Annotated in this window: 1 protein-coding gene; it reads left to right on the top strand. The window is 61.9% G+C overall.

The window, feature by feature from the left end:
• Positions 1-1024, top strand: a protein-coding gene (locus tag I6F17_RS37405; protein WP_225132293.1) for an IS3 family transposase whose coding sequence is annotated in 2 segments (ribosomal slippage) — positions 1-183 and positions 183-1024 — 1025 coding nt annotated over the 2 segments. Because the reading frame shifts where the segments join, the coding sequence is not laid out codon by codon here. This gene is flagged as partial in the annotation.
• Between the last annotated feature and the right edge of the window lie 52 nt (positions 1025-1076).

Below are 1076 nucleotides of genomic sequence, written 5' to 3'. Positions count from 1 at the left end.
TCTGCCGCAAGGCCGGGATCAGCCAGGCGACCTATTTCAATTGGAAGAAGAAGTATGACGGGCTGCTGCCGACCGAGATGCGCCGGCTGAAGCAGCTCGAGGACGAGAACGCCAAGCTGAGGAAGCTGGTGGCGGATCTGTCACTCGACAAGGAGATGCTGCAGGACGTGATCCGCCGAAAGCTGTGAAGCCTGGCCGGAAGCGCAAGCTCGTCGATGAGGTTTGCGGTGAGTGGCAGGTGTCGATCCGCAAGGCCTGTGCGGCCCTCGAGTTCGACCGTTCGACCTACCACTACAAATCTCGTCGCTCCGGCCAGGCGACCCTCGAAGCTCGGATCAAGGAGATCTGCCATGTACGCGTTCGCTACGGCTATCGCCGTGTCCACGTGTTGCTACGCCGCGAGGGATGGCGTCACGGGCAGAACAAGACGCGTCGCATCTATCGCGAATTGGGCCTGCAATTGCGCAACAAATCGCCCAAGCGCCGGGTCAGGGCCAAGCTGCGCGACGACCGACGGCCCGCGACGCGGGTCAACGAGATCTGGGCAATGGACTTCGTTCATGACCAGCTGGCCACCGGCGGCAAGCTCCGGGTGCTCACGATCGTCGATATCTTCTCCCGCTTCTCGCCCGCACTGGAGCCGCGGCTCACCTTCCGCGGCACCGACGTCGTGGAGGTACTGGAAAGGGTTTGCAATGAAGTGGGACTCCCGACGACGATCCGGGTCGATCAAGGCAGCGAGTTCGTGTCGCGCGATCTTGACCTCTGGGCCTACCAGCGCGGCGTCACGCTGGACTTCTCACGACCCGGCAAGCCGACCGACAACGCCTTCATCGAAGCCTTCAACGGCCGCTTCCGGGCCGAATGCCTCAACGCCCATTGGTTCCTGTCCCTTGCGGATGCCCGGCAAAAGGTGGAGACTTGGCGTAGATACTATAACGAAGAACGGCCCCACGGGGCGATCGGCAATCGGCCGCCGATTTTGCTGCAGAATCACGCTGGCGCTACCAGCCCACCAACGTGATCAGAGGCGCAAAACTTTAGTTCCGGGTGGTCCAAAGTTCGGTCTCACTGCA

Origin of the sequence: Bradyrhizobium sp. NBAIM18 (assembly GCF_020193825.1) — a bacterium.
Classification (GTDB): domain Bacteria; phylum Pseudomonadota; class Alphaproteobacteria; order Rhizobiales; family Xanthobacteraceae; genus Bradyrhizobium; species Bradyrhizobium yuanmingense.
Note: the sequence above shows the minus strand (reverse complement) of the source record. Positions and strands in the feature narration are given on the sequence as shown.